Annotated in this window: 19 protein-coding genes; 11 read left to right on the top strand and 8 right to left on the bottom strand. The window is 53.8% G+C overall.

All coding sequences use genetic code 11. The features are described from left to right. The first annotated feature begins 292 nt into the window (after positions 1 to 292). The gene (locus tag KHS78_RS04840; RefSeq protein ID WP_211825698.1) at positions 293 to 1,243 is read left to right on the top strand and encodes a LysR substrate-binding domain-containing protein; all 951 of its coding nucleotides are present in this window, start codon (positions 293 to 295) and stop codon (positions 1,241 to 1,243) included. A gap of 82 nt (positions 1,244 to 1,325) precedes the next feature. Here KHS78_RS04840 and KHS78_RS04835 read toward each other — a convergent pair whose 3' ends face one another. After that, positions 1,326 to 4,130, bottom strand: a complete 2,805-nt coding sequence (locus KHS78_RS04835; protein ID WP_211825696.1) for a response regulator — start codon at positions 4,128 to 4,130, stop codon at positions 1,326 to 1,328. Positions 4,131 to 4,383: 253 nt separating this feature from the next. Here KHS78_RS04835 and KHS78_RS04830 point away from each other — a divergent pair, with 253 nt between their 5' ends. The 5 genes from KHS78_RS04830 (at position 4,384) to mazG (ending at position 11,295) form a co-directional block, all read left to right on the top strand. Beyond that, complete coding sequence (locus tag KHS78_RS04830; protein WP_211825694.1) at positions 4,384 to 5,754, top strand: SLC13 family permease; 1,371 nt, start codon at positions 4,384 to 4,386, stop codon at positions 5,752 to 5,754. Between the two features lie 85 nt (positions 5,755 to 5,839). After that, positions 5,840 to 6,751 (top strand): cysteine synthase CysM, encoded by a 912-nt coding sequence (gene cysM / locus KHS78_RS04825; protein ID WP_211825692.1) that lies wholly within the window; start codon positions 5,840 to 5,842, stop codon positions 6,749 to 6,751. A gap of 66 nt (positions 6,752 to 6,817) precedes the next feature. After that, positions 6,818 to 8,143: a 23S rRNA (uracil(1939)-C(5))-methyltransferase RlmD gene (gene rlmD, locus KHS78_RS04820; RefSeq protein ID WP_211825690.1), complete on the top strand. Its 1,326-nt coding sequence runs from the start codon at positions 6,818 to 6,820 to the stop codon at positions 8,141 to 8,143. An 86-nt stretch (positions 8,144 to 8,229) separates the two neighbouring features. After that, positions 8,230 to 10,473 carry a GTP diphosphokinase gene (gene relA / locus KHS78_RS04815; protein ID WP_211825684.1) on the top strand — a complete coding sequence of 748 codons (2,244 nt, stop codon included), beginning with the start codon at positions 8,230 to 8,232 and terminating at the stop codon, positions 10,471 to 10,473. Beyond that, complete coding sequence (mazG, locus tag KHS78_RS04810) at positions 10,474 to 11,295, top strand: nucleoside triphosphate pyrophosphohydrolase (RefSeq protein WP_211825682.1); 822 nt, start codon at positions 10,474 to 10,476, stop codon at positions 11,293 to 11,295. A gap of 195 nt (positions 11,296 to 11,490) precedes the next feature. Here the strand turns inward: mazG and KHS78_RS04805 are convergent, their stop codons facing one another. The 5 genes from KHS78_RS04805 to KHS78_RS04785 form a co-directional block, all read right to left on the bottom strand. Continuing rightward, on the bottom strand, positions 11,491 to 11,817 hold the full coding sequence (locus tag KHS78_RS04805) for a hypothetical protein (protein ID WP_211825680.1): 327 nt from the start codon (positions 11,815 to 11,817) through the stop codon (positions 11,491 to 11,493). A 134-nt stretch (positions 11,818 to 11,951) separates the two neighbouring features. Further along, positions 11,952 to 13,340, bottom strand: a complete 1,389-nt coding sequence (locus KHS78_RS04800) for an MATE family efflux transporter (protein WP_211825679.1) — start codon at positions 13,338 to 13,340, stop codon at positions 11,952 to 11,954. 62 nt (positions 13,341 to 13,402) lie between these two features. Continuing rightward, positions 13,403 to 13,849: a MarR family winged helix-turn-helix transcriptional regulator gene (locus KHS78_RS04795; RefSeq protein ID WP_211825677.1), complete on the bottom strand. Its 447-nt coding sequence runs from the start codon at positions 13,847 to 13,849 to the stop codon at positions 13,403 to 13,405. A 180-nt stretch (positions 13,850 to 14,029) separates the two neighbouring features. Then, positions 14,030 to 15,064: a 2,3,4,5-tetrahydropyridine-2,6-dicarboxylate N-succinyltransferase gene (gene dapD, locus KHS78_RS04790; protein ID WP_211825675.1), complete on the bottom strand. Its 1,035-nt coding sequence runs from the start codon at positions 15,062 to 15,064 to the stop codon at positions 14,030 to 14,032. A gap of 76 nt (positions 15,065 to 15,140) precedes the next feature. Beyond that, entirely contained in the window at positions 15,141 to 15,488 is a 348-nt protein-coding gene (locus KHS78_RS04785; protein ID WP_211825672.1) for an ArsC family reductase, read from the bottom strand. A gap of 259 nt (positions 15,489 to 15,747) precedes the next feature. On the opposite strand from KHS78_RS04785, the gene KHS78_RS04780 reads away from it, so the two are divergent. Then, positions 15,748 to 16,515: an outer membrane protein gene (locus KHS78_RS04780; RefSeq protein ID WP_211825670.1), complete on the top strand. Its 768-nt coding sequence runs from the start codon at positions 15,748 to 15,750 to the stop codon at positions 16,513 to 16,515. Between the two features lie 10 nt (positions 16,516 to 16,525). Further along, on the top strand, positions 16,526 to 18,841 hold the full coding sequence (locus KHS78_RS04775) for a hypothetical protein (RefSeq protein ID WP_211825668.1): 2,316 nt from the start codon (positions 16,526 to 16,528) through the stop codon (positions 18,839 to 18,841). A gap of 50 nt (positions 18,842 to 18,891) precedes the next feature. Here the strand turns inward: KHS78_RS04775 and KHS78_RS04770 are convergent, their stop codons facing one another. Both KHS78_RS04770 and map read right to left on the bottom strand, forming a co-directional pair. Continuing rightward, positions 18,892 to 21,594, bottom strand: coding sequence for a [protein-PII] uridylyltransferase (locus KHS78_RS04770; protein ID WP_211825666.1), 2,703 nt, complete (start codon positions 21,592 to 21,594; stop codon positions 18,892 to 18,894). A gap of 107 nt (positions 21,595 to 21,701) precedes the next feature. After that, positions 21,702 to 22,499: a type I methionyl aminopeptidase gene (gene map / locus KHS78_RS04765; RefSeq protein ID WP_211825664.1), complete on the bottom strand. Its 798-nt coding sequence runs from the start codon at positions 22,497 to 22,499 to the stop codon at positions 21,702 to 21,704. A gap of 232 nt (positions 22,500 to 22,731) precedes the next feature. Here map and KHS78_RS04760 point away from each other — a divergent pair, with 232 nt between their 5' ends. From KHS78_RS04760 to KHS78_RS04750, 3 genes are all read left to right on the top strand, one after another. Beyond that, complete coding sequence (locus KHS78_RS04760; RefSeq protein WP_211825662.1) at positions 22,732 to 23,766, top strand: hydroxymethylglutaryl-CoA reductase; 1,035 nt, start codon at positions 22,732 to 22,734, stop codon at positions 23,764 to 23,766. Further along, entirely contained in the window at positions 23,766 to 24,824 is a 1,059-nt protein-coding gene (fni, locus tag KHS78_RS04755; protein WP_211825660.1) for a type 2 isopentenyl-diphosphate Delta-isomerase, read from the top strand. Before KHS78_RS04760 ends, fni begins: the two co-directional genes overlap by 1 nt. Positions 24,825 to 24,930: 106 nt before the next feature. Next, the gene (locus KHS78_RS04750) at positions 24,931 to 26,106 is read left to right on the top strand and encodes a hydroxymethylglutaryl-CoA synthase (protein WP_211825655.1); all 1,176 of its coding nucleotides are present in this window, start codon (positions 24,931 to 24,933) and stop codon (positions 26,104 to 26,106) included. Positions 26,107 to 26,165 lie beyond the last annotated feature (59 nt).

The following is a 26,165-nucleotide window of genomic DNA, read 5'->3' as shown; positions in this document are numbered from 1 at the left end:
CGTCGTATAAGCAGGCGCCTTCAGTAAGGGCGCCTTTTTTCTATATGGCGTCTTTTACTGTCATGGTGAGGCTTATGGCAGAGCGTCTTCTCAGGACGTTGTGCTGACCATGACCCTGTCGGATAATAGGCGTCTTTCTTCTGTCTTTGTCCTGCTACTCTCGCTGTTGTAATTGTTCAGGTTGTCCTGCCCGGAGTCTCTCCTTCAAGGTGTTCCTGTGCCACCCTCTTTTCAGCATACGGGCTGCCGGGATAACAGGTTTTCTTCTGACAACTGACGATGAGTGAGTGGCATGATTCAGACTGAGTCGATACAGGTAGCCCAGGCTGTCGCCCATTATGGTAGTTTCACGGTGGCCGCCCAGCACCTGCACAAGGTTCCATCGGCCATCAGTTATACCGTACGAAAGCTGGAGGAGCAGCTGGGTGTTCAGCTCTTTGTCCGTGACAGCAAGCGGGTGGCGCTGACACCCGCCGGTGAACACTTCCTCAAGCATGCCGGGCGTCTGCTGGATAAGGTTCGTCAACTGGAAGACAGCACGCGCCAGGTCGCACAGGGGTATGAGCGGGAGCTACGCATCGCCATCGACAATGTGGTGAACCAGGGGGTGATGTACGACTTGATTCGGGCCTTCAATCAAGCCTTTCCCACGACACGATTGGTGGTTAATGGTGAAATCTACATTGGTTGTTGGGATGCCCTGTTTCACCAACGCTGCCAGTTGGCGATCGGTGCGCCTCAGACCGTGCCTGAGATTATACCGGGCCAGAGTCGGTTTGATTTTCGTTCCATGGGACTGCTGGAGTGGGAGCTGGTCATGTCACCGGATCATCCACTGGCCCAGGCCGATGCGCCACTGACCGCTGAACAGTTGCGGGATTTCCTGACCATTACGATAGAAGACAGTGCCCGCTATTTCCGGCCGGGAGAAAACTGGCTGGATGATAACCCCTCGGTGCTGGTTGTCCCCAATTTCCGTAATGCCATTGAATGCGCCATGCAGGGGATTGGTGTGACAACGCTACCCAGGCATTTTGCCCGTTATTACCTGGATCGTAGGCTGCTGGTAGGACGAGCCATTCATGGCGTACCCTGGAACACGACCTGTCATGTTGCCTGGAATGATGAAGTACGTGGGCCGGCGCTGGAGTGGTGTCTTGACTGGTTGGGCGACAGTGAACGGCTGAATCACTGCTGGCTGACCCATGATCCGGATACGCAGCCTGAATTGCATATTCCCTGACTGACACTGGCATGGGTGATTGCGCGTGTGCCAGTCAGAGGTGGAAGCGGCCAATAGTGCTTGAGGCTATCGGTTCGCCAAATCAGGCATAATCCGGTTTTTTCATGCTGACAGATCGCCATTGCTGCAAGCGGTCGATTTCGGCCAGAAGTCGTTTGATGGCCTGGTTGAGGGACTCTTCCGTCAAGGCATTGCTGTTTTGTTTGAGAAGAGATTCGGCTTCCAGGCAGGTTTCCTGCAGCAGTGGTACGCCGCAGTAACGGGTGGCGCCGTGCAGCTTGTGGACAATTTCCAGCAGTTGATCCAGGTTGTGATCCTGCCAGAGATCAATAATGGCGTTTCGATCGTCGGGCAGTTCATCCAGCAGCATGGTCAACAATTCATCCGCCAGCTCCTTTTTGCCGCCAGCAAGATGCAGACCTTGTGAGTGATCCACCACAGGAATGCCATTTTTACTGGTGAAGGCCGGATGAGCGGTTTCGCTGCTCTCCTGTTGGGCGGCCAGCAGTCTCAGGCCGGTCCACTTTTGGATGACATGACGCAGCTGGGATTCGCTGATCGGTTTGCTGAGGTAGTCATCCATTCCTGCCAGCAGCAACTGCTTTTTCTCTTCTGCCAGGGCGTGGGCGGTCAGGGCGATAATCGGCATGCGGCTTTCTGAGACTTCCTGTTCCCGGAGTTGGCGGGTGGTTTCCATGCCGTCCATGACGGGCATCTGCACATCCATAAATACCAAGTCGAAATGGCGGTTGCGGGCAATATCAACGGCCGCCTGCCCGTTATTGACAGCGGTGGTTTCTACGCCCAGATCGTCCAGCAGGGCGCAAAGGAGTTTCAGGTTTGCCTCGTTGTCATCAACCGCCAGGATGTGGGGTTGTCTTGGCAGGCTCTGCTTGATCTGGATTTGTTCACCTGTGGGGGCGTGTGATTCCAGTCGGCTGCTGAGGGCATGCATGATGGCGCGGGACAAACGGTTCCGGCAGGGAGGCTTAGCCAGTGTCAGAACAGTGTGGGACGCCTTGGTTGCCATGGTGCTGATGCTATCGAGGTAACCGGTCATGGCGGTGACCAGGAAGAGCGTGTCATCCGGCGTCTGGTTGATTAACTGGAATATCCGGTCGCTGTCCAGGTTGGCAGGGTCGTGCCCGATGACCACAAGGTCGAAGATTTCCCGGTCCTGTTCCGTCAGGGCTTCCTCAAAGTGTGCCAGCTGATCACAGCCACGCACCATCATGTCAAACTCTTCCAGCAGCTGCTCGAACGCATACCGTGTGTAGCGGCGCGGTTCGAACAGCAAAACCTTCTTGCCTGGCAATCGACAATTCAGTGCGCTGAGCTGGCCTTCGGTTGCAAACGGCGCCTTGAGGGTGAACCAGAATGTGCTGCCTTCGCCGATATGGCTTTCGAGGCCGATATCTCCCTGCATCTGCTCAACCAGGTTTTTGCAGATCACCAGTCCAAGACCTGTGCCGCCAATCTTTCGGGTGCGGGAGTTGTCCACCTGTGAGAATGCCTGGAACAGATGTTTCTGCTGGGTCTCCGAAATGCCGACACCGGTATCCGTGACGCTGACCTTGAGGATGGCGTGTCCGTCTTCCCGGTGATCGAGCATGACGCGGACGACCACGGAGCCATCACTGGTGAATTTGATGGCGTTATTGACCAGGTTGGTTAACACCTGGCGGAGGCGAAGCGGATCGCCAATGATATCCAGTGGTACGTCCCGATAGATCAGGCTGGCTATTTCCAGCGATTTGTCGTGCGCTGTGGGTGCGGCAATGGCGAGCACTTCATCCACCAGTTCGCGCAGGTTGAGCGGTGTGGCTTCCAGTACCAGCTTGCCTGCCTCTATCTTGGAGAAGTCGAGGATGTCGTTGATCATCGCCAGCAGGCCTTCGGCGGAGCTCTGCAATGTGGTCAGGTATTCGCGCTGGGTTTCGTTAAGGTTGGATTTCAGCAGCAGATTGGTGAAACCGATAATGCCGTTGAGTGGTGTCCGAATCTCGTGGCTCATGTTCGCCAGGAATTCGGATTTGACCCGGCTGCCTTCCTGGGCCCGTTTTCTGGCCATGTCCAGTTCGGCGTTCTTCACCTCCAGCGTTTCCATGGTTTCGTGCAGATCTTCGGTGGCCTGATCTATGGTCTGCTGCATTTCCTGGTAAGCGTCCTGCAGCGAGGTCACCATCTGGTTGATGCCGGTTTCCAACTGAGCCAGTTCGGCTCCCGCGCCGGTATGGATACGGGTATCCAGCTTGCCGCGGCTGATTGCTGAAACTGAGTCGCTAATGTGCTGGATAGGTCGGGTAATACTGCCAGCCAGCCTCAGTCCGGCCACAATCGTCACCAGCAGCGAGCTGAGCAGGAGCAGACTGCTCAGCAGAACCAGCTGGTATTGGTGGATATCGGTGCTGTCACGGGAGAAGCGAATCTTGAGCCAGCCTGTGGGCTTGCCGGGTGGCGTCAGGTTGATCGCGTGCAATCTATTGCCTGCATAAATCGGCGTAATGACGCATAAGCCTTGATCCAGGCGTGTGAGCAGGCTGGTCTCCGGTAGTGAGTTGAGAGTCTGTTGTCGTGCAAAGCGGGAGCCGGAATGGATGATTTCCTGGCCAGTGTTGTCGTAGATGCTGACGGCTCGTATGTCCTGCCGGCTCAGGGAGGTATCAGCGAGGCTCTGTAATAAATCGCCGTCGTTTGCCTGAAGCGCATGCCCGTTAAGCAGGCTTAATTGCTCCGCCGTGCGTATTGCCTGTTGTTCAAGGCGCTGGTTGATGTCATTCAGGTAGAGCCATGTCAGCCCGAATCCCAGCAGGATAGCGGCGGCCAGGCCGGGGAGAAGAGCAAGCAGCAGAACACGATGCTTGATGCTGGTCAGTTTCTTTTTCATGTTCTTATCAAACTGGCTGAGTCATGTTGTTATTGATTTTTTCTGGCCGTTTGTTGCGGCCATGCTCAAGCATTGTCGCATAAAACAGCGAGCATTTTGTGTGTTTCTGTTACTGGTTGATACCGTTTCCTGGGGCTGGAGGAAAAGCTTTAAATACGGGGAATAAAACCGTTAAGATGCAGCCCGGTTCATCGCGTCAATGGCAGCAGTGAGTAATAAATGGTTGCTGTCGCCGAACGTTGCAGGAGCATTTATGGCTGTCGCTGAAGTGGGTTCCAAGCAGGCATTTTTCGACAGGAAACGCTTAATCTTTTTTGCCGACTGCATACTGTTTGCCGTGTTACTCAATACCCTGCCCTTTGAAGAGAATGTGGTGACAGGGCTGAGTATCATCGCGTTTGTCGCCATCCTCTGGCTGACGGAAGCCGTGCATGTCAGTATCACGGCCATACTGGTGCCTGTACTGGCGGTCGTGTTCGGTGTGTTTGAAACACCGCAGGCGTTGAGCAGTTTTGCCAATCCTATCATCTTCCTGTTCCTGGGCGGTTTTGCCCTGGCGGCGGCGCTGCACAAACAGAAGCTGGACCAGTTAATAGCGGATAAGGTGTTGATATTGGCCCGTGGTCGTATGTCGGTGGCTGTCATCATGCTGTTTGCGGTGACGGCGGGGCTTTCCATGTGGATCAGTAATACGGCCACAGCGGCCATGATGCTACCGCTGGTCATGGGGGTGCTGGCAAAAGTCGATACTGAGAATGAGCGCAATACGTTGGTCTTTGTGCTGTTAGGGGTTGCTTACTGCGCCAGTATCGGCGGCATTGCTACGATTGTGGGCAGCCCGCCCAATGCCATTGCTGCGGCGGAAGTCGGTATTGGGTTTACCGAGTGGATGGCCTTTGGTCTGCCGGTGACCCTGGTGTTATTGCCGGTGGCCGTTGGTGTCCTTTATCTGCTGCTCAAGCCCAATCTGAATCATACCTTTGAACTGGATCACAAGACGATCGAGTGGAATCGTCAACGGTTGATGACCCTGGCCATATTCGCTCTGACGGTCAGTCTGTGGATACTCAGTAAACCGCTTAACGCCTGGTTGGGTGGTTTCAGCAAGTTTGACACGGTGGTGGCCTTGCTGGCGATTGTGTTGCTGGGCGTGTCGCGCGTTGTTGACTGGAAAGATATTGATAAATCCACCGAGTGGGGAGTGCTGATCCTCTTTGGTGGCGGTATCTGCCTGAGCAATGTGTTGAAAGCGACAGGCACCAGTGTGTTCCTGGCCCATGAAATTGGTGGTTTTCTGGAGCAGGCTGGACTGCTGGTAACGTTATTGACAGTGGCAGTGTTTGTGGTGTTTCTCACCGAATTTGCCAGCAATACGGCCAGTGCAGCATTGCTGGTGCCAGTGTTTGCGACTATTGCAGAAGCCCTGGGTATCTCCCCCTTGATTCTGTCGGTATTGATTGCCGTCGCTGCTTCCTGTGCCTTCATGTTACCGGTTGCGACGCCGCCTAATGCGATTGTGTTCAGTTCGGGTCATATCAAGCAGCGGGAGATGATGAGGGCGGGTATTTATCTCAACATCGTCTGCATTGTTATACTGACCGGCTTCGCCTGGTTGGTCTGGTAGAGTACGCTGGCGAGGAATATGGCACCGGTGCTGGAATATCGCTGGATGCGGACATGATCTTGGGGTAGGAGTGGAACGGACGGGTATGGACTATCCAACAATAGAAGATCTGGTAGGTGAGACGCCACTGATCAGATTGCAGCGTCTGCCTGCGTCGGATCGTAATACGGTGCTGGTTAAACTGGAAGGCAATAATCCGGCGGGTTCTGTGAAGGATCGTCCTGCGCTGTCCATGATTCAGGAAGCCGAGCGCCGTGGCGATATCCGGCCCGGAGATACGCTGATCGAGGCTACTAGCGGTAATACTGGAATAGCGCTTGCGATGGCGGCAGCGATGAAAGGTTACCGGATGGTGCTGATCATGCCAGACCACATGAGTGAAGAGCGCAAGGCCGCAATGAGTGCCTATGGGGCAGAACTGCTTGAAGTGTCGAAACAGGAGGGCATGGAAGGAGCCCGGGATCTTGCCCTGAAAATGCAACAGGAAGGTCGTGGCTGTGTACTGGACCAGTTCAATAATGCTGACAATCCCCTGGCCCATTTTCGGGGAACGGGGCCGGAGCTCTGGCGGCAGACGGGGGGGGAAATTACCCACTTCATCAGTTCCATGGGGACGACTGGCACTATCATGGGGACATCGGCCTATCTCAAGGAAGAGAATCCCGCTATTCAGATTATTGGCCTGCAGCCCGCAGAAAATGCATCCATTCCCGGTATACGACGTTGGCCTGAAGCCTACCGCCCCGGCATTTTCAACGCCGCCCAGGTGGATCAGGTCGTGGACATTGGTCAGGAGGAGGCAGAAAAGACCATGCGTCGTCTGGCCAGGGAAGAGGGTATCTTCTGTGGTGTTTCTTCCGGAGGGGCTGTTGCGGCGGCATTGAAGGTGGATCGTGAGGTAGTTGGCGCGACCATTGTGGCCATCATCTGCGACCGGGGTGATCGTTACCTGTCTACCGGCGTTTTTACAAATGTGACCGGTGTATGTTCCCCGTAAATGCGCTGGCGGTTCCTGTCAGCAGGCGTACAATACGCCCTTGTTTTACTGACAGGAATTCTGCCGATGCAACCGCGCACGCGTAACGCGCGAGCGACTGCTCCTTTCGATCTCTCCATTGACTCCCTTACCCATGATGGCCGTGGTGTCGGACGGCACAAAGGGCGCGCTGTGTTTGTCGCGAACGCCCTGCCGGGTGATACGGTCACCGCCAGAGTCGTCAAGTGCAAGGCGTCATTATGGGAAGCAGAGATTGACCGCATAATCGTCCCATCTCCCCAGCGCAAGACGCCGGAATGTCCCATCTATGGACAGTGCGGCGGGTGCAGTCTTCAACACCTGGATCATCCCGGACAGTTGGCTGTACATACCGATGTTGTTCTCGGGCAATTGAAGCGTTTTGCAGGTCTTGAACCTGAAACGCTGATGACGCCTTTGCAGAGTCCCCCCTGGGGATACCGTCACCGGGCCCGTTTGGCCGTAAGGTGGCTGAACCGGAAGCTGTCCCTTGGTTTCAGGGCGGCAGGCAGTAATACCATTATTCCTGTGTCCGCTTGTCCCGTACTGGCACCTGATCTTGAAGCGCTGCTGCCTGGTCTCGAAGCGACGCTGAAAATCACGTCAGACCCTCGGGCTATTTCCCATATTGAGTTGGCTGCGGGGGATCAGTGTCGGGGTATTCTGTTACGCCATATCAGACCGTTATCGGGGCAAGATCAGGATCGCTGGCGGGTACTGGCGGAGGAATATGGTGCTCATCTCTGGTTCCAGTCCAGTGAGCCGGATCCGCTTGTTTGTGGTTATTCGCCGGATGGGCAAGTATCACTAACCTATCGGTTACCGGAATTTACTTTAAAACTCGCGTTTTTGCCGGTAGATTTTATTCAGGTTAATCCTTATATCAATCGTCAGATGGTCAGCCAGGCTGTCGAATGGCTTGATCTTGCCCCGACAGATACCGTACTGGATCTATTCTGTGGACTGGGTAATTTTACCCTGCCTTTGGCGACACGGGCCGGACAGGTCGTAGGTGTGGAAGGGCTGGCCTCATTGGTTGAAAAAGGCCGTGAGAATGCGCGGATGAATGGCTTGAGCAATGCGGCGTTCATGCAGGCCGATCTGAGCCAAGACATCTTGCTTCAGGTGTGGAGCCAAAAGACCTATGACGCCTGTCTGCTGGATCCGCCAAGAACCGGTGCACGTGAAGTGCTGGAGACCTTGGCTGACCGGCTTCCCGGCCGATTGCTGTATATCTCCTGTAATCCGGCTACGCTGGCCAGGGACGCAGGCATTCTGAAGCAGGCTGGGTATCGTCTGGCACGGCTGTCGGCGATGGATATGTTTCCTCAGACGGTGCATGTGGAAACCATGGCGTTGTTTCTACGCGATTAATGGCATCCACAGCGGTGCCGAAAAAGGCGATGTTGTATGGCTGCCATCAGGCAGCCTCTGTTAATAAAAAGTGAGATGACAAGTAGATGGTTAAGGTCCGTGAAGATCACCCGGTAGGTTCCGATGGAAGTGTCGATCTTCAGTCATGGCTCGGACGGCTGAAGCGTGATGTGAATCTTACGGACGAGCAGATGCTGCTGGCGGCCTGTGATATGGCGGCGGGGGCAGAGGTAAATCCCGGTAAGCCCAGTAGCTGGTCGCAGATGAGCGGCAGCAGCACCCTCAAGATCGGCATGGAGATGACGGATATCCTGGCCGAACTGAAGCTGGATCAGACGTCACTGATCGCCGCACTGTTATATCGCTCGGTACGTGAGCATAAGCTCGCGCTCAATGATGTGCGTGAGCGTTTTGGGGAGGAGGTCGCCCGACTGATCAAAGGCGTTCTGGGGATGGCGGTTATCAGCGCCATCCAGAATCCGGCCCGGGCCCAGGTGCTGGGGCAGCAGCAGGATCAGCTGGAAAAAGTCCGGAAGATGCTGGTCTCCATTGTAGATGATGTCCGTGTTGCCCTGATCAAGCTGGCGGAGCGAACCTGTGCAATACGGGCGGTCAAGAATGCGGATCGGGAGCGGCGTCAGCGGGTAGCTCGGGAAGTATTCGAGATTTACGCGCCATTGGCCCATCGCCTGGGGATTGGTTACATCAAGTGGGAACTGGAAGACCTGGCGTTCCGCTACCTCAAACCCCAGGACTATAAGAAAATCGCGAAACTGCTGGACGAAAAGCGTCTGGATCGCGAGCAGTATATCCACGATGCCATTGAGCACTTGCAAACCGAGCTGAAAGCCAGCGGGATTGAGGCGGAGGTCAACGGCCGGGTTAAGCATATCTACAGCATCTGGCGGAAGATGCGCCGCAAGGGGCTGGAATTCCGGGATCTCTATGATATCCGTGCACTGCGCATCCTGGTGCATGAGATGCGTGATTGTTATGCCGCCCTGGGTGTCGTGCATTCCATCTGGAACCATATCCCCAAGGAGTTTGATGATTACATCGCCACGCCTAAGGAGAATGGTTACCAGTCCCTGCATACCGCGGTCATAGGTCCAGCCGGGAAAACCCTGGAGGTGCAGATTCGTACCCATGCGATGCACGATGAAGCTGAGCTGGGTGTGTGTGCGCACTGGAAGTACAAGGGAACCGATACCAAAAACGGCGCTGACAGTTATGAGGAAAAACTCAACTGGCTGCGCCAGGTGATCGAATGGCAGGAAGAGATCGGTGATGGTGTGGAAGGTTTGGCAGACCAGTGGAGGCTGGATGTTGAGCCGGACCGGGTCTATGTCTTCACCAAGGATGGCCACGTGGTTGACCTGCCGGTGGGCGCAACCCCGGTTGACTTTGCCTATCGCGTTCACACAGAAGTGGGCAACCGCTGCCGTGGCGCCAAGGTGGGTGGGCGGATCGTTCCCCTGAATTACACCCTGCATACCGGTGATCAGGTAGAAATCCTGACGGCCTCCAATGCTGTACCAAGCCGTGACTGGCTTAACCAGAACCTGGGTTACGTCAAGACCAGCCGTGCCCGCGCCAAGATCGTCAACTGGTTCCGTAAGCAGAACCGGGATTCCAACATTGAGGCGGGCCGTCACTTTATTGAGGCTGAACTCAAGCGTCTGGATATCAAGGGTGTGGACTTCCGTGCGCTGGCGGAAGTCATGAATTTCCACGCCGAAGATGACCTTTTTGCGGCTTGCGGCGCCGGTGATGTACGCACCATGCAGGTGGTGAATGCCGCACAACGTCAGGTGGAGCCGGAAGAAGAGTCTGTCTTTGAGTTGCGGACTCGGCCAAAGTCCTCCCGCAATGACGGTGATATTACTATTCATGGTGTCGGCAACCTGCTGACACAGATGGCGGGCTGCTGTCATCCGCTGCCAGGGGATCCGATCATTGGTTACATTACCCTGGGGCGGGGTGTCACCATTCACCGGTCCGATTGCGCCAATGCGTTACAGCTCCAGGAGCAGGAATCAGATCGTTTAATTGAAGTGAACTGGGGTGATGGCAAGGAGCAGACCTATCCGGTTGAGATCCAGGTCGTGGCCTATGACCGTTCCGGCCTGCTGCGAGATGTCACCGTGGTACTGGCCAATGAAAAAGTCAACGTTCTTGATCTGAATACGCATACGTCGAAGGAAGACAACATTGCCACTATGCTGTTGACCATCGAGATTGGGACACTGGATGATCTTGGTCGTATATTGGCCAAAATCAGTCAGTTGTCCAATGTCATTGAGGCGCGCAGGCACCGCAAGGGACGATAAATGGCCCAGTACACCCTGGAAGACCTTCTTCATCTAATGGCCCGGCTCCGTGATCCGGAGACGGGCTGTCCCTGGGATATTCGCCAGGACTTTGCCAGCATCGCACCCTACACCGTGGAAGAAGCCCACGAAGTGGCGGATGCGATTGCCAGTGCAGACTATCCCCATCTTGAAGAGGAACTGGGTGACCTGCTGTTCCAGGTGATCTATCACGCCAGAATGGCGGATGAACGATCATTGTTTGATTTTTCCTCGGTGCTGGATGGTTTGGTTGAAAAACTGATTCGTCGCCATCCGCATGTTTTCCCTGACGGGACACTGGCCTCACGTAGGCCCGCTAACGAGGCGGTTGAGGAGGTGGATGTCAAACGACGTTGGCAGGAAATCAAACAGGCCGAAAAGCAGGCTTCATCCAGCAAGAAGCCGTCAGGTTTGTTAGAGGATATGCCTGCATCGCTCCCGGCCTTGAAGAGCGCACAAGCTATTCAGGCTAAAGCGGCGGGACAGGGATTTGACTGGCCAGATGTTGCGCCAGTGTTTGATAAGCTGCGCGAAGAAATTGATGAGCTTGAACAGGCGTGGCGTAGCGATGCTATCGATGCCGTGCGTGATGAAACCGGCGACTTGCTGTTCAGCTGCGTTAACCTGGCGCGTCATGTCGGGGTTGATGCTGAACAATCCCTGTTGGGCTGTAACCATAAATTCAGACGTCGATTTTCGTATATTGAGTCACATCTGAAGGTGCAGGGGAAAAAGTTGCAGGACTGCTCTCTATCAGAACTTGATGCGCTTTGGGACGAAGCCAAATCATCGGGTTTATAGTGCAATAACGCGTAATTTACTCAAGCAATACTGTCGAATAAGGTCTTTTTCAGGCGTATACCATGGTCTTTTGGGAGGCGTGACTGCTTTGCGTAGTTGTGAGCAGCAACGCCATGCTGGCACGTTACTGCGTCTTTATTGGTTGCTTGTCGCTTATGGGGCGAGCGACCCTCGCTTCATTGTTCGGTAGCTATTTTATGGCTGTCGGTTATTGACCTGTTCTCGGGCCAGCAAGCCAATGATAATGCTGGCCGAGAAGGCAAACAGGTCGGACATATGCTCTTTCAGTGCTTCATTGATAATACCAATCTGGCGTTCGTCCAGGTTTATATCTGCAGGTATTTCCATGGGTGACTCGAATTTTTCTGTCAATGAAGGATGGACAGAGCGGTAGCTGCTAATGACGGCAGTCGTCTCTTCCTCTGTCAGACCAATCTTGTCACTTACTTTCCGGATAAACGTATCAACAACATCATCTTCCCTGGCTTTGTCTGGATGTGGAAAATCAAGAATCACGCCCATGCAGCAGCTCCTCCTCCATTTTGATGCTGGCTTTCAGTATGTGTGCAAGCGCATGACTCTGGCAAGTCACGTATTTTTGAGAGGATGCGGCAGGACAGCAGGGCGGATCTTATCCGTCCGCCCTGTGCTTTGGGTCAGGCAGGTGTTTGGACTGAAACCGGGTGAGGTTGTGGGCTCTTCAGTGTCCGGAGATCCATCCAGAGAACCCAGGCAACCGGGATGGCAAGGATGATATTCGATACTGGCAACGCAATCAGTACCCCCGTGATACCCAATAGAGGCGGTAGCGCTAACAGCAGGGGGATCTGGATCAGCATATTACCCGCCGTGATCCAGCTGGCAACACGGGATCTGGCCATGGACTGGAACCAGGCGGCAGTCAGGACAATAAATCCATCCAGAAACATGGAGAACAGGTGTAGATGAAGCGCCGTTACCGTCATCTGTTGCAGGGCGATATCATCTTTGTTGAAGATGAAGGCAATCGCTTCCGGGAACAGGTTAATCAGCAGTACGCTGCCAATCCCGATGCTGAGTACGGTTCCCAAGCCAATCCGCAGGGTGGTGAGCAACCGTTGACGGTTGCCAGCACCATGGTTATAGCTGACCAGTGGTTGAATGCCTGTGGCTACACCCTCAGAGAACATATAGTAGATTGCCTGGACATAACCGACGATGGTGAATGCGCCGACAGCTAACACGCCGCCATAATCCATCAGTAACCGGTTATGGATTGCCAGTACAAAGCCATAGTAAAAAAACATGAACAGGCTGGGTAATCCGGCGCTGAGTGTTCTCAGGGTATAAACCCACGAGAAACGCAGGTCAGTATGATTGATACGGGTATTGGCTCTATGACTCAGGAAATAGGTAATGCCCCAGAGACCGACTGAGGCTTGCGCTAACACCGTGGCCATTGCAGCGCCTGCGGCTTCCAGGCCCAGTACCACAATAAACAGCCAGTCCAGCACAATGTTCAGGATGGCGCCGGTTGCCATGATGATGGTGGTCAGGTGTGGCCGTTCATCATTGCGGATCATCAGGGGCAGGGCGGCGCCAGTCAGGGCCGCAATACTGCCGATGATCAAAATGGTCAGGTAATCTGCGGCCAGTTCGTGAGCGTAACCGGTTGCGCCCAGAAGGGTCAGCATGGGCTCTTCCAGCGGCAGGAAGACCAGTGGAAACAGCAGGCCAAAGATAACCAGCAACAGCAATGCGTTACCAATATAAAGGCGCGGCTTGCGATGGTCGTTTTGCCCTCGGCTGATGGACATCCACGTACCGGTGCCCATGCCAATCATGATGCCGACGCCGAGAATGATACCGGCAACCGGCCAGGCAAAATTCAGGGCGGCAAGGCCTTCTGCACCGACAACTCGGCCAATGAATATGCCATCAATCAGGACATAAATGCCGTTAACGACCATAGCGGCAACGGCCGGAATGGCGTAACGCCAGAACAGCCGAAGAATGGGTTGTGTGCCCAGGTCTGAAGAGGGAGTGGTTATCTGTGTTGGTTCCATATTTTGTTAGGCTAACTAATTATAAAAAGTGATCTTGGCATCAATATGTCGGCTGCTATCCTTTAATCTGGCGTTGATTTTACTGAAGCGCTGTCCTGCAGGCAGCGACAGGCCTTGTCCAGAAGTGTTTCCAGTATCTGGTACTCTTCCTCACTCATGGCTGCGCAGATCTTTTGGGTCATATCGCCAAATAGTTTGTCTTCCAGTGCCATGAGCGCTTCCCCCTGGCGCGTGAGGCTGACGCGTGTTGATCGTCTGTCATCCGGGCAAGGCGTCCGTTTGAGTAGATCACGGCGTTCCAGCTTGGCGACCATGGTACTCGCAGACGGTTTCTGAACCCGCATTTCAGCGGCCAGATCAGACAGCCTTGGTCGACCGAGTGTCTGTACGGCTTTCAGGTAATCGTATTCATTAAACGTGACGTGTTCGAATTGTCTGCCGACGTCGTCACTGCGCCAGAGTTTGGCCAGATAACGCTCTATGTAATCAAATGACTGAGAAAGATGCATAATAATAAATGGTTAGGGTGGCTAACTAACTGGAGTGTACCACCGGGCCAGTCTGAAAGGAATTGTGTGAATTCCGGTCGTGATTAGAGTGTATCAGGCAGGAAAAGTCTAAACGGAGTCTGTATCAATAGCCGTCGGTAGCGGGTAATGGTAATGGCCCGCTACCTTCGACGGACATGCTTAGTTATGCGCGTGCAATTCTTCGTTCAAGGCAATAGCCGACTTGTTGGTCAGGCACTCAATGGCACCATTGATAGAATTCCGGCGGAACAGCAGGTCAGACTTGCCGGCCAGGCTGGCGGCTTTGACGGTCTCGACCACCTGACGATTTTCATCCAGTAGCTGCACTTTGGAACCACCGGTAAGGTAAAGGCCGGCTTCTACGGTGCAGCGGTCGCCCAGGGGAATACCAATACCGGCATTGGCGCCGATCAGGCAGTTTTCGCCAACAGAGATGATCACATCATTGCCGCCGGACAGGGTGCCCATGGTACTGCAGCCGCCACCCAGATCTGATCCCTTGCCAACAAACACACCGGCGGAAATCCGGCCTTCGATCATGCCCGGGCCTTCGGTACCTGCATTAAAGTTAATGAAACCTTCATGCATGACGGTTGTGCCTTCACCCACATAGGCGCCAAGCCGGACACGGGCTGAATGCGCGATACGGACGCCGGCAGGCACAACGTAGTTGGTCATTTTGGGGAATTTGTCGACGCAGGCCACTTCCAGTGTCCGGCCGGCGGCACGAGCCTGCAGCTGGCGCTGGGGGAGTTCTTCCAGGTCGATGGCGCCTTCATTGGTCCAGGCGACATTGGGCAGCAGCGGGAAAATACCCGTGAGGTTGATGCCGTGAGGTTTGACGCAGCGATGAGAAATCAGATGAAGCTTGAGATAGGCTTCCGGCGTGGTGGTCGGCGCCAGGTCGTTTTCCAGTAGCGTCAGGATTTTCGGGCTTTCTGAATCCTCGAGGGTCGCCATGATGGCCGCCTGCTCGGTCAATCCGTGCTGAGAGAAGATGTTTTCGAGTGCGTGGCAGGTGGGATTGTCCAGCTCAACCACGACATTGCCGCCCACATAGCCTACAACAGGGCCAATTTTTTCAATCATTTTGAAGGACGGCTGGAACAGAGGGGCAGGGTAGTAAACGTCCAGCCACTCACCTTTGCTGTTCTTGGTGCCAATGCCGGCAGCGAGGGAAAAAAACGTGCTCATGTGCTCTTCTCTTTGATCCTTGTGCGGGTGAGATGGGGGCATGTTGCCGGATTATCAAGCCTGCTGGCGACAATTGTCAGTTTGTCAGGAGCGTCTGCCATTGTGCGGGCTGAAATCCCAGCTGATAGTGATCACCGGCAACCAGTAAGGGTCGCTTAATAATGGCCGGGTTTTCCAGCATGATGGCAATGGCCGAAGCGTGGTCGATCGTGTCACGGGTTGCTTCAGGGAGCTTGCGCCAGGTTGTGCCCCGGCGGTTAAGCAGTGCCTCCCAGCCCAGGCTGTCAGTCCATTGGGTCAGTTGGGCTTCGGTCAGACCGTCTTTGCGGTAATCGTGAAACTGGTAGGCAATGTTATTTTCATCCATCCAGCGACGGGCTTTTTTGATCGTGTCACAGTTGCTGATGCCATACATCGTGATCATGGGGTGTCCTGTGGTATATCCCTGTTGCTCCGGGATTTATCATACGCGTATTGTATTGTCTTTTCCCCCGGCGTTTTATCAATTTTATCGTTTCTACAGCAATGCTTTAATGGCGCTTGCTTGCAGTGTGATCAAAGCGGGCTAGACTGCCATGGATTCTTATTTCATGGACATGGTGATTGTTGTCACTTTACACGTGTCGTGACAGGAAGCGGTTTTTATTATCTAACGATATTGCTGTTCGGCAGGCTGGCACAATATGAGTATCTCACCCTGTTTGCGTATGTCCTTCAAAGGGTTTTTAACGTTTATCACCTTTTGCATACCAACAATAAGTCATGGCGATGATTATTATTTGAAGGGTTTGCTTGGTTACTCCCATACTGAATCGAAATTAAAAAAAGATATGGATGTTATTAATCAGGCTAATAAGGTCATCATTGATTCTTACGAGAATCATGATAAATCGGACAATGCTGCTGTGGTGGGGCTTGGGGCAGGGATTGATTTCAATTATCGTACCTATCGATTATCGGTGGGGGCTGCGTGGTATTGGCAAAATGAGATAAAAAACAAAGGGTACATTGATCTCCATGGTGAGGGCAGCTTTCGGGATTACAGTTATCAATACAAAACCCAGCATCAGCGGTTAATGCTGGAAGGCGCTTTTTATTGGCTAATGCATGAGCCCGAATTGCAGCCTTATATTTCAGCCGGGTTGGGTTATTCACGTAATCGTTTTACGGGATACAGTGAAAAAGATATTTTTCCGACAGATAGTACCGCTAAAAGCCCTGACCCAATCACACCATTTAAAAGTGCTACGCGTAATGAGCCAGCTTGGCAGATAGGTATTGGCATACTCATTCCTATATCGGAAGAGCTGTTACTGGATATGGGCTATCAGTACGCGAACCTCGGGAAAGTGGAGTCCGGACGGGACAAACCGGGGCGTTATAGCGGTAAGCTGAAAACAGATGATCTGACTAGCCAGCAGTTACTGCTGGGATTGATCTGGCATTTCTGAGAATCGTGTTATGAAAGCGTTGTTTATCGGGCTATTCCTGTTGTTGAGTGGATTCTCCAGCCTGGTGTCGGCTGAGGCTATGTTTCATATTCAGGTCGAAACGGAAGGCGACTTGGTCAAAGGCGATAAAGGGTTGTTGAAACTCGCCATCACGAATCGTTCAGTAGAAGCCGCTGATATCGTATTGCGGATTACTCAGACTGATGGACAGGTTTTGCTGGACAAGCAATCATGTCCGTTGGTCCGCCCAAAGGAAACCTGTCGAGCAACAATTGCTGTCACGCCAGCCAAAGCCGGTGATCAGCGATTTATTGTAGAAACCTTGGGGTTTGATACCAAATACCTGTGCGGCAAAACGGTGCAGCTGTTTACAGTCTATGAGACTGAACGGTATAAGTCCGTCTATCTCTCCGATCAGAAGAGTGAGTTTGCCCACGCCTGGGCGCTGGTACACGGTTTAGGTAGTACAGAAGATGCCGCCTTGTATATTAATCGACATGACGGCGACCCGTTGATAGAAGATCGGGGTGGGCGCACGCTCATGTGGTCAAAGGCACTTGCTGATGCTGATGATTTGAGTCAGCAGGTTAATGTCATATTGGCCCGTGAGCTGGAAGGGTTCAGTGGCAAGATTCACTTGTATGTTCAGTCGTCCATGATTGCTGATACCCGTCAGGTCGCGATTGATTCAGCGCTGGCATCACGCTTGGCGTCAGTGACTGTTTTCCCGGTTGATGCATCGATGTTGTACTATGATGCTGCACGCCTTCAAAAACTGGCAGCATTTGCCAGTGACCTCTATGGAAAAGGGGTGGAAACGGTAAAAATCTTGTTGTGGGATACCATTGATCAGTCTGCATTGACGTCTGGTTCACTCTCAGAGCTAGGACGATTACGCGATCATGGTGTGGTATTTGATACGTTCAGTTTTCTTAATAAAGGGCACAATATTGCTGCCCTGGGTGTAAAGGATTTATTGCTTACAGGAGGGCTTTACGCACAGTTGATTCCTGAATCCTCAGTGATTAATGATGCATTCGTTCCTGTCGCCAATTACGGCGCCGATAAAACTAATCTTCTTTTTCTTGGTTATCATGGTTATAGCGATCCTTATAGTGAAGCCTGGCATGAATTGTTGCCAAAAAAGCAGATCGACATACTGCAGGCCTTAAATAATAACTATGATGAGAGCCAATATAATTCCATCTATCAGAGCGCCCCGGATGATTTGGACATAAAGGCGTGGCTGAGTGCGAATGGTGCGGTCAGTTATTTTAAGCCGTCATTTCCACTGGTTTTATGGATAGCGCTTAATGAAGGCGCAGTGACCTATCAGCATAATCACCAGCAACAGACGGCCTATTTTCCAGCGCTGCCGGTCAGAGTCCTGTCGGCGGATAATGACCTGCTATATAGCCTGGATATTGATCGAATTGATGCAATTCTTGGGTACAGTCCAGTGGGTTCCCAAGATTATGAGCAGGATTTTCAGGCTTACACGGCATTCCTTCAGATGGTTGGCCGAACCCGGGATCAGATTCCATTTGTCGAATACTCGCAGTGGATTTCTGGCATGACGGATGAGTCGGTTGGTTCACTTGAGGAGTTGACGACTGAGTCTGTGTCAATCAATACAGAACAGGACGCTTTTGAGGCTGAAGTTGCCGATAGCCAGGAGGGCGTGATAACTGTAGGCACTGAGATACCTTCTGGAGAAGGGGCACAGGATATGCCCGTGGGTGCTGAACAAGACCAGGAACCATTGTCTGATCAAGCGCTTGTCAGTAGCGAAGAAGAAAAGGCGGGAGAGGGCGTTGTTGTTATTGATGATCCATCGGCCACTGGACAGCTAAAGCCTGGTGATGATGAGAGCGCTGATAGCGAGCAAACTCAAACCCTATCTGATCAGCCGGAAACGGCTGATGAAGGCACAGTTACGAATGAAGAAATATCTGCTGCTGATCACGCAGCGACTCATGCGCCTGAGCCTGACAGCTCACTGGAGCATCTGCCGATAGATAATTCCGATGTAGTGTCCGCTGATGAGAGTGCATCCAAGACCGACAAGCCGTTACATTATATGGAAAACCTGGTTGCCGGCTTTTCTCAGGAAGCATTGGCTGCCGTTCAGGCGTCAGGCGGTCAAGTGACACTGTGCGTAAAAGAACAGCCTGAGTGTATTGATGGCATGGTGCAGGGGTGTCAGCTGATTTTATTGTTTGCTTGCTGTGATGGTGTTTGTCTCTGTCCAGAAGCAGCGAAGGATAACGTGCAACAGCCGTGTTTGTGGTCAATGCCCTTGGTTCTTCAGGCTACGAAACAATAGCGGTGAAGAAATGCAGTGCTGATTGTCTGGCAACCAGCACTGCGTTCACGTCATTGTCCCAGTGCGTCCTGATTGGCGTAGTCTTGCAGACGCATGCATAGCGTTTGTTTCAAACGGCTGCATAAGTCCTGGTCACTAATGGCATTGCCTGATTGATCCGTAATGAAAAAGACATCTTCCACTTTCTCGCCCAGTGTGGCGATCTTGGAATTTTGAATACGGATATCAAGTTCCGAAAAGGTTTTCCCCATCATGGCAAGCAGGCCTGGCCGGTCTGTCGCATAGACTTCAACAACGGTGCGATTATTCAGCATGTCATTACTGATAATGACCTCAGGCGCTTTCGAGAAATGCTTTAATTGCCTGGGCGTTCGGCGATGTATGATGTCCTGGAAAGAGTCGGGGTTGCTCAGGATTTTGCTTAAGCGGTTGCAAAGACGTTCAATGCGTCCGGGGTTGTCCCCAATCGGTGAACCATTGCTTTCCAGTACGATAAAGGTATCCAGGCTGAAACCGCCCGACGATGTAATAATCCGTGCATCGTGAATGCTGAGGTTTTGTTGATCCAGCGCGGCAGCCGTGGCGGCGAACAGGTTGGAGCTGTCTTTGGCGTAGATAAAAACGGCTGTACCACCTTCAAAATGACGTTCTGTCGTTTCCCTGATAAGGACCAGTGGGGTATCGCTGTCACCATGGTGCAGGATGCCTGAGGCATGCCATGCGATTTCCTCCGGTGTGTGCCGAAGGAAATAATCGTCTCCCAAGGTGTCCCAAAGTGTCTGCACGGCCGTATCGTTGACACTGTTTTCACGCAGAAATTCCCGGGCGATGTGCTGGGTTTCAGCAATCAGCTCGTGTTTGTCGATCGGGTTTTCCAGGCCGCGTAGCAGGGCACGGCTGGTTTCCCGATACAGTTGGCGCAGCAGGCTGGCGCGCCAGCCATTCCACAAGGTCGGGTTGGTGGCGTTGATATCGGCGACCGTCAGGCAATAGAGGTAATCCAGGTGGCGCCGATCGCCTACCAGTTGGGCGAAGTGGTTGATGGTTTCCGGATCGGACAGATCCTTGCGCTGTGCCGTCATCGACATCACCAGATGGTTGCGTACCAGCCAGGCGATCAGGGCGCCGTCCGCTTCACTCAGGCCGTGCCTCTGGCCAAACGCCAGGGCATCCTCGGCGCCCAGTTCGGAGTGATCGCCGCCCCGGCCCTTGGCAATGTCGTGATACAGGCCGGCAATGTACAGTAATTCGGGGCGGTTGATGCGACGTTTGGCTTCGCAGGCGACCGGGAAAGGTTCTTCGCTTTCCTGGTAATTGAAGCGGCGAAGATGCTTGATCAGCAGCAGCGTATGGGCATCGACGGTATAGATGTGGAACAGGTCATGCTGCATCTGGCCGATGATGCGCCTGAACTCCGGCAGGTAACTGCCCAGAATACCGTAGCGAACCATGCGGCGCAGATTGGCGGTCAGGGCATAAGGGGCGCGCATCAACTCAATAAACAGCTGGTTCACTTCCGGATCATTCCGGAAGGTGTCGTCAATCAGGTTTCGGTGGGTTCGCAGCAGGCGAATGGTTGTGGCGCGGGGCCCAAGGATGAACGGGTTGCGCGTCATCAGGACGAACAGTTCCAGAATCGCTGGTGGATAATCGGAAAAGACCTGGTCGTTGATCACTTCTATATAGTTGTTGCGTACCTGAAAGCGTTCATTCAGCGGGATGATGTCTTCTTCCTTGTCAGAAGACAGCATTTCATCGTCAAAGTGCTGGAGCAGGAGATCCTTCAGTTCGCCCAGAATCATGACGGCTCGGAAGTACTTCTGCATGAACTGCTCAATGGCCAGGGTGCCATTGGTGTCATGGTAGCCAAAATGCGCCGCTAAGCCGCGCTGGTAATCAAACAGCAGACGGTCTTCAGCCCGGCCGCTCAGGCGGTGCAGTCCCCAGCGTACCTGCCAGAGAAAGTCCCGGGAGCGAAGCAGCATGTCGTATTCGGTTTCGGTGAGAAAATCGACCTTGACCAGGTCTTCCGGCTGGTCTGTGCCGTAATGGCGCCGGGTGATCCAGCCCAGCATGTGAAGATCCCGCAGGCCGCCCGGTGAACTCTTGATATTGGGTTCCAGGTTGTACTCAGTCTGGTTGAATTTCCGGTGTCGGCTGCGCTGCTCCTCGTATTTAGCCTGCAGGTAGGTTTGGCTGGGCCACATTTTGTCGGTGCTGATCAGGGACATCATCCGGCTGCGGAGGGGTTCGGGGCCGGTGATGGTACGGGATTCCATCAGGTTGGTAATGATGGTCAGGTCGGTACTGGCCTGACGGGCGCACTCTTCAACCGAGCGGACACTGGACCCGACCTGCAGGTTGATGTCCCACAGCAGGGTCAGAAACTGTTCAATATTTTCCCGGTAAGGCTCGGGGTCATCCTGCAGCAGCAGGATCAGGATATCAATATCCGAAAAAGGGTGGAGTTCGCCACGGCCGTAACCGCCGACTGCCAGCAACGCAATATCGTCACGACCGCCAAACAGGTGTTCCCAGGCCAGCGACAGAACCTGATCAATCAGCCAGGCGCGTCCCCTGACCAGTGCCTGAATGGGGACGCCCTCGTCGAACCACTGGTTCATGGTGGTTTCAGCTTGCTTGAGGCACTTTTTGTAAGCCGGAATAGCGGTGCTGGAGAGGGTGAGTTCCGCTCGGAACTGGCCGCGGTCAAAGAGTTCTGACTGCTGTTGTTCGGTGAGTACAGCGTTCATTCTGGTTATCCTGGTCACCGTTGGATCTGATATCTGGCAGCGGGCTGCCAGCAGCAGGGTCTCATCAAGGAGACCCTGTTTGTATTATTGCATCATCGTGGTGAAGATTAAGCGGTAAAGGTACTGGTGGTAAAGGGGATCTGCTCATCATTGCGCAGTGTGAGGATTTCCACGCCATCCTGGGTTACCAGTATGGTGTGTTCCCACTGGGCAGAGAGGCGGCGATCCTTGGTGACAGCGGTCCAGCCATCGGGCTTGAGTTTGGTTTGCTTTTTGCCGGCATTTATCATGGGTTCAATGGTGAACGTCATGCCCGCCACCAGTTCAAGACCTGTGCCCTGCTGGCCGTAGTGCAGGACCTGGGGCTCTTCATGGAAGCCCTTGCCGATGCCGTGTCCACAATACTCTTCAACCACTGAATAATGGTTGGCGTGGGCATGTTGGGCAATGGCAAAACCGATATCGCCAAGGCGTGTGCCAGGGCGTACCAGCTCAATGCCCTTGTACATGCATTCCTGAGTGACGGTGGCCAGGCGCTGTGCGTGCTCGGCGACATCGCCGACCATGAACATCTTGCTGGTATCGCCATGGTAACCATCCTTGATCACCGTGATATCGATATTGATGATATCACCGCTTTTCAGGGGTTTTTTGTCGGTAGGAATGCCATGGCAGACCACTTCGTTGACCGAGGTGCAGATGGATTTCGGGAATCCCTTGTAATTCAGCGGGGCAGGAATGGCGCCCTGCTTGTTGACAATATGGTCGTGGCAAATGCGATCCAGTTCCTCGGTAGTGACACCGGGAACAACATGGGCACCGATCATTTCCAGCACTTCGGCGGCCAGTCGGCCGGCAATGCGCATTTTCTCGATGTCTTCCAGGGTTTTGATAATGACAGTCATGATTACCGTGTGATTACTTATCGTTCGCCTTTCTGTTCAGGCCTATCGCGCCATTCTAGCAAAGGGCTGCCAGCGAGCGATAGTCTGAAGCGCTACCAGCCTGTCGCACGGCGGCGGGATTCTGGTATTATTCCCGCCTTTGCAATCCTGCGGTGAGTGGCAGAGGTTTCCTCTGGCGTAGAGACCCCGGAGTGCGTAACAGGACTGTTTTCAGGATACCAGCCGGTTATATATGTCAGATAACAAGATTCAGCAGGCGCCGGTTCCCATGCGGCTCGTGGGACCGGTGACGATTATTGGTGATGTTGTCAATGACAGCGTCATGCTGCCCCTGGCCACCTATGAGACCCCGTTGTGGCCTTCCGTCGGCCGTGGCGCGCGGGTGGCCAGTGTGGCGGGTGGTATCCGGGCGACTGTGATTGATGAGCGGATGACCCGTTCCATCCTGCTGGAGGCAGGCGATGCGTCGAAGGCATTGGCGGCCTGGCACAGTCTGCAGGGGCGCAAGGACGAGATGAACATGGTGGTGCGTGAATCCAGCCGCTATGCGCGGTTGATCGATATGCATAGCCAGATCGTCGGCAATCTGCTGTATATCCGCCTTGAGTATCTGACCGGTGATGCGTCAGGCCACAACATGGTGACGCTGGCTTCGGAAAAGCTGCAGGACTGGATTCTGGGTGAATACCCGGAATTGCGTTACTGCTCCATCTCAGCCAACTACTGCACGGATAAAAAAGCAACGGCCATCAACGGTATTCTGGGTCGGGGCAAAAATGTGGTAGCGGAGCTGCTGATTCCCCGGGATCTTTGTGAGCGCCGTTTGAAGACGACGCCCGAAAAAATTGTTGATCTGAATATCAAGAAAAACCTGTTGGGTACCATGCTGGCAGGCGGCATTCGTAGCGCTAATGCGCACTTTGCCAATATGCTGCTGGCGTTTTATCTGGCGACCGGTCAGGATGCCGCGAATATTGTGGAAGGTTCCCAGGGCATTGTGCATGCGGAAGTCCGTGAGGGAGATCTTTATTTTTCCGTCAACCTGCCAAACCTGATTGTTGGTACGGTCGGAAACGGCAAGGGTCTGGATTTTGTTGAGCGCAATCTCGAATTACTGGGTTGTCGTGAAAATCGTGAGCCCGGCGCTAACGCACGTAGGTTGGCGGTTATTTGTGCGGCGGCTGTACTCTGTGGTGAGTTATCTCTGCTGGCGGCCCAGACCAATCCCGGCGAGCTGATGGCATCTCATTTGAAGCTGGAGCGCTGATGTCGGATAGCAACGCGCCAGGTGCCGGTGAGCAGACCAACAGCCGGAAGGTCGAACATATCCGGGTGATTGAGCAGGATAGCGGCACTGACCGTGACGGTGGCTACTTTGATCGTATCCGCCTTGCTCATCGAGGGCTGCCGGAAATAGCCCTGTCAGATATCGATACCCAGGTTGAATTCCTCGGCAAAACCCTGTCGTTTCCAATGTTGATCTCCTCAATGACGGGGGGAGATCATGAACTGGTACGCAAGATTAACCGGAATCTCGCTATTGCGGCACAGACGACAGGTGTCGCCATGGGCGTGGGTTCCCAGCGAGTGATGCTGGAGCAGCCCGCTGCCCGTGCCAGCTTCGAGTTGCGCCAGTTTGCGCCGGATGCACTGCTTTTTGCCAACCTGGGAGCCGTACAGCTCAATTATGGGTGCGGCTTAGCCGCGTGTCGTGAAGTCGTCGATGCGTTGGATGCGGATGCACTGTATCTTCACCTCAATCCATTGCAGGAAGCGGTTCAGCCTGAAGGTGACACCAATTTCTCCGGTCTGCTGGACAAAATTGGTGGTATCAATGAGCGGCTGGGTTGTCCTGTCGTGTTAAAGGAAGTGGGATGCGGTCTGTCGCCGGAGGATATCGCCGCGGCAGCGGTTCGGGGTATTACCTGTGTTGATGTGGCCGGCCAGGGGGGAACCTCATGGAGTCGTATTGAGCACCACCGTGCGGCAGGATCCGGTCAGTCCCTGGGGCTTCGTTTTCAGGATTGGGGTATTCCTACACCATTGGCATTAAAGCTTGCGGCACCTTTTCGGGACCGCGTTGACCTGATTGCCAGCGGTGGATTAAGAAACGGTGTTGATATGGTCAAGTCTGTTATACTCGGCGCCCGATTGTGTGGCCTGGCGGCTCCGTTGCTGAAGCCGGCCATGGAGTCAGCGGATCATGTGATTACTGTGATTGAGACACTGAAGCGGGAATTTGCCACGGCCATGTTCCTGCTGGGTATGCCGGATGTGAAGACACTGTACGGCAATGAACAACTGATTCTGGATGACCGTTTCTGACACGTTGTGTGCAGAAAGACCAGAAGTCAGGTGAGTGAAAGAATACTGTCATCCCCGGACCGTGCAGGGTGATGGCAGGAAAACCTCAGGATTTCCAAGAGGCATCATGTCTGTCGGTATTGATGACATCAGTTTTTATTCGTCCAGTCTTTATATTCCTCTGGCTGAGCTGGCCACGCGCTACGGGATTGATCCTGAGAAGTATCGCGTCGGGCTGGGGCAGGAGGAGATGGCGATTCCCGCAGTCGATGAAGATATTGTGACGATGGGCGCCAGTGCGGCCTGGCCTGTTATTGACGACGATAATCGTGACAGTGTCGGCACCCTGCTGTTTGCGACGGAGACCGGCATTGACCAGTCCAAATCGGCCGGTGTCTATGTGCATCGTCTGTTGGGGCTGGGTTCCAACTGCCGTGTCGTAGAGCTGAAGCAGGCCTGTTACAGTGCGACTGCAGCCATACAGATGGCCTGTGCGCTGGTGGCCCGGCAGCCGGAAAAGTCCGTGCTGGTCATTGCCTCAGATATCGCACGCTATGGCTTGGGCACGCCGGGTGAAGCGACCCAGGGGTGTGGTGCAGTCGCCCTGTTGGTTAAGGCGAATCCGCGACTCGTTGAGGTGCATCCGGAGACCGGCTGTTACAGCGAAGATGTCATGGATTTCTGGCGTCCCAACTATATGGATACGGCGCTGGTGGATGGTAAATATTCCACCATCGTTTATCTCAAGGCGCTGCGTCAGTCCTGGAAACATTACCAGCAGGCTGGCGGTAAGGTCTTTTCTGATTTTTCCCGATTCTGCTATCACCTGCCCTTCGCCAAGATGGGGGAGAAGGCCCACCGCAAACTGGCGGTGACCTGTGGTGAAAGCATGTCAGATGAGCTGTTTGCGGAGCAGACAGGCTCCGGGCTGATTTATAACCGCAAAATCGGTAACAGCTATTCTGCCTCCCTTTATATTGGGCTGCTGTCGATGCTGGAAAATGATTCGGAGGATCTGTCTGGTCGGCACATTGGCCTGTTCAGTTATGGTTCCGGTTGTGTGGGTGAGTTCTTTGCCGTGACGGTTCAGCCGGGATATCGGGCCTATAGTCGGAGGCAGGCGCATGTGGACAGGTTGGAATCCCGGCAGGCGCTCAGTTATGACGAATATGCCCTGCTATTCGAGCATCAATATCCCCGTGTGGATGGCGAGCATGATTTTCCGGAAATGACGGATGGCCGCTTCCGGCTGGCGGGGCTGCATGATCACAAGCGCATCTATACAGAGACAGGTGCGCGCTGAATGCGTTATGATGCGCACGCTTAGTTGTTGCAGTGTTTTGCTGCCTGGTAAGGCTACTG

The sequence above is a fragment of the Kistimonas asteriae genome (assembly GCF_018263925.1).
In the GTDB taxonomy this organism is placed as follows: Bacteria; Pseudomonadota; Gammaproteobacteria; order Pseudomonadales; family Endozoicomonadaceae; genus Kistimonas; species Kistimonas asteriae.
This window is presented reverse-complemented; position numbering and strand designations above follow the sequence as displayed.